The organism is Streptomyces sp. NPDC056160 (genome assembly GCF_042268205.1).
Lineage (GTDB): Bacteria > Actinomycetota > Actinomycetes > Streptomycetales > Streptomycetaceae > Streptomyces.
The window spans coordinates 1-4,347 of sequence record NZ_JBHJUW010000279.1; the positions used below are offsets into that span (position 1 = coordinate 1).

Here is a 4,347-nt window from a genome sequence, read left to right on the forward strand (position 1 = left end):
TCCGCAACGCTACGAACCAGCGCCTACGCACACGCTGCGTCACCACCCGCCGAGCCCGCGGACACCTCCGCACCGCTCAACTTTGAAGACCCGCCAAAGCGCGAACACGCGCGGGACTTCCCGCTCAGCCACCGCATCCCCCGTGGGTTACCGGCCAGGCTCATCCAGGAATCCACGAACCCGCGCGCTTCCGGCAACGGCGTGATGATCTACTGGCACGTCGAGAAGAAGAACGTCTGCATCTACTCCCAGCTCAAGAGCTGTTCGTCGTCCGAGGTCGCGGCGATGATCGAGGGCCTGCTACGGCACTGCACGGACGCCGAGATCGAGGCCAACTAGTCGACACCCACGGCGCCTCAGTGGTCGGGTTCGCCTTCACCGAGCTGCTCAGCTTCCGCCTGCTGCCCCGGCTGAAGAACATCGGCAGCATCCGCCTGTACCGCCCCGACGACTCGCCGCCCGGCTGGCCGGCGCTCGGCAGCTCGCTGACCCGGCCGATCCGCTGGGACCTGATCGAGCAGCAGTACGACCAGATGGTCAAGTACGCCACCGCGCTCCGCCTGGGGACGGCGGAGGCCGAGCAGGTGTTGCGGCGCTTCACCCGCGGCGGCCCCAAGCACCCCACCTACCAGGCCCTCGAAGAACTCGGCCGCGCCGTGCGCACGGTCTTCGCTTGTGACTATCTCGCCAGCCCCGATCTGCGCCGGGAGATCCACGGCGGCCTCCAGGTCGTGGAGAACTGGAACAGCGCGAACACCGTGCTGCACTACGGCAAGGACGGCGCCCTGACCGGCCCGGACAAGGAACACGCCGAGACGTCGATGCTCGCGTTGCATCTGCTCCAGTCCAGCCTCGTACACGTCAACACACTGTTGCTCCAGCAGGTCCTGGCCGATCCGAAGTGGGCGAAGAAGCTCACCGACGAGGACCGGCGCGGCCTGACCGCGCTGTTCTGGTCCAACGTCAACCCGTACGGCACCTTCCGCCTGGACATGGACAAGCGGCTCGACCTGGGGCTGCCGGTCGGAGTGCCGCGGCCGCGTTCCGCCGGAACGATCGCCGCATCTGTCGGCTGACCTTGGTCGCTGCAGTCGGAGGGGGCGTCCGAGGCCACCTTCTGTGGCTTCGGACGCCCCTTTGCGGTGACCGGGCGGTCAGGCCCCGGCTCGCTGACCGAGTGGTCGCAGCGTGCTGATACACGCACTGGTTCGAGCGAGGACGGTGAGCCCGCGCACGGCACGGCCGGTTCGAGCTTGCGCTTCATGTGAACCCGAGCGGACCTGCCGTCCGTTGTAGTCAACGGTAGTGAACAGTGCTCATAAGGGAACGGGTTCCGCGTCGAGTGGGGTTTTCACTCCGCGCGGGGGAGGGAGCTGAGTCGTGCAGCGTAGGGAAGAGCACCGCCGTCAGGAGGACTCCCGCGAGGACGTGCCGGATGAGGTGGGGGACCAGCCCGCGGCGCGCGATTCGAAGATCTCATCGGATGCCGATGATCTGCTCGACGAGATTGACGACCTCCTCAAGAGGGACGGCCTCGATGAGGAGGTCAACGCCCAGGAGTTCGTCCGTGGTTTCGTGCAGAAGGGCGGCCAGTAGGCGTGCCCGTCCCGGAAGTGCGCAGGGAAGGAACTGCGTCGCAAGGACTGCACCCCACGTCGGAATTGTCGATATTGACCGGGATCGCCCGCCGAGTCATTGACTGGTTGCGTCGCTCGCTGCGCAGGGACATCGCAACGAGCGGGCCGGTGGAATCGAGCGGGGATCTGCTGGTCGTCAACGGTGAGGTATTCCAGCCCGAGTACGCCGTGTCGGCCGGTCTGGAGCTCGGAGACGAGTTCAAGACCTTCTTCTGCGGGATCGAGGACATCGCTTTCTCGATCGAGACTGGCAGGACCCGCGTGTACGAGACGATCGGGGGCCGGGACCTGGCGGAGTTCGGGCTGATCCAGATCGCCTCCTATCCGCGCCCGACGGCCACGCTGCTGAGTTCCGTCTCCGCATACTTGGAGCACCGACAGCGGCCGCCGATCAGCGCGGCCGGCATCAGCGCACCGACCAAGCTCTACCAGTTGATGGTCCTTGCGCAGGACGAGCTGCCGGTGCCCGCCACGTTCTATCTGCCAAGGCGGCTGCTGAGCGGCTCCTTCGCGGACCTCGCCGACCGGCTGGGCCTGCCATTCATACTGAAGGCGATGAACGCCGGGGGCGGGCGGCTGAACTTTTTGGTCAAGACCGAGACCGACTTCCTGCGGTACATCGAGGACCCCGCCCACGTGAAGGCAGGCTTCCTCGCTCAGCAGTTCATCCCCAACAACGGCACCTTCCGGATTTTGGTGTTCGGACGGGACGTGCCGGTCGTCATGCACCGCTGCAACACCGACGGCTCTCATCTCACGAACACCGAGCAGGGCGGACACGCCACGTTGTTCGAGGTGGAGACCTTCGATGCAGAGCCACTGGGGATGGCCGTCCGGACAGCTGAGCTCATGGGCTGCGAGATCGCGGGCGTCAATGTGGTGCAGGACCGGCAGACGCGGCAGTGGTATCTGCTGGAAGTCAGCTCCAGTCCAGCCATCGGGAGCGGGGCCTTCGCCGAGGAGAAGACCCGGGCGTACTCCTTTTATCTCCGCACGAAGCTTTCCGCTGTGTGCAAGTGAATGGCTGACGACCCCTAGCGAGCGCACGGGTAGTTGAGGCCCTGCCCCAGGTTCAGAAAGGCCGTGATCAGATTCTTCCCGAACCGGACGTCAACCACGGACCCGCCGGGGACAGGCATACCCCCTGTCGAACGGCAGGGGGTATGCCGCAGTAAATACCGGATTTACTGCGGCAGAGCCCCTACCGTGATCACCGCGACCTGCGGCGGACCAATCCGGCCGCCGGGGCGAGGTGTACGCATTTACTGCGGCAGTACCGGAAGGGCGGGAAGGCGTGACGATCGAACCGGTGACCGAACTCGGGAGCGGGGGCGCACTTCGGTTGCCGCGCGCTCGGGTCGTGCCTCTGTCCACCCCGCCGGCGTCGTACACCGCGGCGGTCGAGCGGTACCTCACCGGCGCGGGCATCGCGAAGTCCTCCGCGCGGATCTACCGGATCTCCCTCACGACGTGGGGATGGATGCTCGCCGGCGAACCGCCGCCGACCGGACCCGCCCGCCGAGGCGCGAAACCGCCCGTCTTCCCCGTCGCCGCGATCGACGACCCGGCGCTCCCGGAGGCGCTGGCCGAGCTGGCGGCGACGCGGGCGGACGAGATGGACGCCGACACGGTCAACCGCGAACTGTCCATCGCGCGCAAGGCGATCGGCTGGTGGCAGCGCCAGGGCTGGATCGACGGCGATCCGACGATCGGCATCGAGCGGCGGCCGGCGCCGCCGGACCGCACCAAGGCCCTGGCACAGAACCAGATCGCCGCGCTGTGGCGCCTGGACGTCGGGCTGCGGGAGAAGACACAGTGGAAGATGCTCTACGAGTCCGCCGCGCGGGCCGATGAGGTGCTGTGCCTGAACGTGGAAGACCTGTACCCGCAGGACAAGCGCGGCAGGATCACCGCCAAGGGCGGGGCGACGGAGTGGATTCACTGGCAGTCGGGCACTGCCCAGCTGCTGCCCCGCCTGATCGCCCGGCGCACCCGCGGCCCGCTGTTCCTCACCGACCGCAGGGCCCCGGACGGAACGCCGACGCTGGACGTGTGCCCGGAGACGGGCCGGGCCCGGCTCTCCTACCGCCGGGCGGAGGAGATCTTCGAGGAGAACACCCGCCTGCTGGCCAACCCGCTCGCCTCACCCGAGGACATCGAGGGCCTGGACGGCTGGACCCTCCACCGGCTCAGGCACAGTGCGTTGACACACGACGCCGAGGACGGCACCTCCACCCCGATACTGCTGGCCCGCTCCCGTCACGCCTCCGTCCGCTCCCTGGAGCGGTACGCACGGCCCGGCGTCGACTCGGTAGCCCGGCACGTCGCCGAACGTGACCCCGCCGCCCGCCGACGCGGATGACCCGGACCTCTCACGGCTTCAAGATCATCTCATTGCCCCTTTGGCGCGTATCTCGGTCACACCCCTTGCGGAGCACGACCCCGCCGCACGTCGCCGGAACCAGTAGCGGACGTGGCTCTACCTTGCACCGTGGGTCAGAGATAGGAGACCGGGGCCGAGCTCCTCGGCGACCTCCGGGATCGGCCTGCCCGTCTCGATCACAATGCGTACAGCACCCTCTCGAAACTCAGGCGTGTACGTCCGTTGCTTGGACCCCATGAACCCCAACTTCCCCTGCAATCACGGACTCCACGCTACGAGGGGGTGCGCCACGAGGCGCCGTGTGATCGAGCGGAGGTGAAAGGACTC

General features: G+C 67.4%; 4 protein-coding genes and 1 pseudogene. 4 read left to right on the forward strand and 1 reads right to left on the reverse strand.

All coding sequences use genetic code 11. The features are described 5' to 3' along the window. Positions 1-183: 183 nt before the first annotated feature. From ACFC02_RS41800 to ACFC02_RS41815, 4 genes and pseudogenes are all read left to right on the forward strand, one after another. Positions 184-1,076, forward strand: a pseudogene (locus ACFC02_RS41800) (Tn3 family transposase); the annotation flags it as partial. Between the two features lie 304 nt (positions 1,077-1,380). Further along, entirely contained in the window at positions 1,381-1,596 is a 216-nt protein-coding gene (locus tag ACFC02_RS41805; protein ID WP_376368138.1) for a ubiquitin-like protein Pup, read from the forward strand. 2 nt (positions 1,597-1,598) lie between these two features. Next, positions 1,599-2,657: a RimK family alpha-L-glutamate ligase gene (locus tag ACFC02_RS41810; RefSeq protein ID WP_376368141.1), complete on the forward strand. Its 1,059-nt coding sequence runs from the start codon at positions 1,599-1,601 to the stop codon at positions 2,655-2,657. A gap of 340 nt (positions 2,658-2,997) precedes the next feature. After that, positions 2,998-3,999, forward strand: a complete 1,002-nt coding sequence (locus ACFC02_RS41815; protein WP_376368143.1) for a tyrosine-type recombinase/integrase — start codon at positions 2,998-3,000, stop codon at positions 3,997-3,999. Positions 4,000-4,116: 117 nt separating this feature from the next. Here ACFC02_RS41815 and ACFC02_RS41820 read toward each other — a convergent pair whose 3' ends face one another. Further along, complete coding sequence (locus tag ACFC02_RS41820) at positions 4,117-4,257, reverse strand: transposase (RefSeq protein ID WP_376368145.1); 141 nt, start codon at positions 4,255-4,257, stop codon at positions 4,117-4,119. Positions 4,258-4,347 lie beyond the last annotated feature (90 nt).